1 protein-coding gene is annotated in these 618 nt (G+C 64.7%); it reads right to left on the bottom strand.

The window, feature by feature from the left end; genetic code table 11:
- Positions 1 to 618 (bottom strand): efflux RND transporter permease subunit (locus QZH66_RS18045; RefSeq protein ID WP_305807181.1); only part of this gene is annotated, 618 nt, incomplete at both ends.

Genomic DNA, 618 nt, shown 5'->3' with positions numbered 1-618 from the left:
CTTCTTCACGATGCCGATCAGCAGAAACACCCCGATCAGCGCGATGATGGTGAACTGCATGTTGAACAGCAGCAGCGCCAGCACCGCCCCGACTCCGGCCGAGGGCAGCGTGGTCAGCACGGTGAGCGGGTGGATCAGGCTCTCGTAGAGCACCCCGAGCACGATGTAGATCACCACCAGCGCCGCCAGAATCAAGAACAGCTGCTGCCCCTGCGACTGCTGGAAGCTCAGCGCCGTGCCCTGGAAGCTGCCGCGCACATTGATCGGCATGGCGATGTCGGCCTCGGCCTGNAGCACCCCGAGCACGATGTAGATCACCACCAGCGCCGCCAGAATCAAGAACAGCTGCTGCCCCTGCGACTGCTGGAAGCTCAGCGCCGTGCCCTGGAAGCTGCCGCGCACATTGATCGGCATGGCGATGTCGGCCTCGGCCTGCTCGATGATCTGCTTTGCCTGGCCCAGCGAGGTGTTGGTGTCCAGATTGAACGAGATGGTGGTGGCCAGCTCGCCGTCCTGGTGGTTGACCGAGGTCGGCGCGGCGCGCTCGACCACATGGGCGAAAGCGCTGAGCGGCACCATGGTGGACGGCGTATTGCTCAGCACCTGCCCGGTCGACGC

Source organism: Stenotrophomonas sp. YIM B06876 (assembly GCF_030711595.1).
Classification (GTDB): Bacteria; Pseudomonadota; Gammaproteobacteria; order Xanthomonadales; family Xanthomonadaceae; genus Stenotrophomonas.
This window is presented reverse-complemented; position numbering and strand designations above follow the sequence as displayed.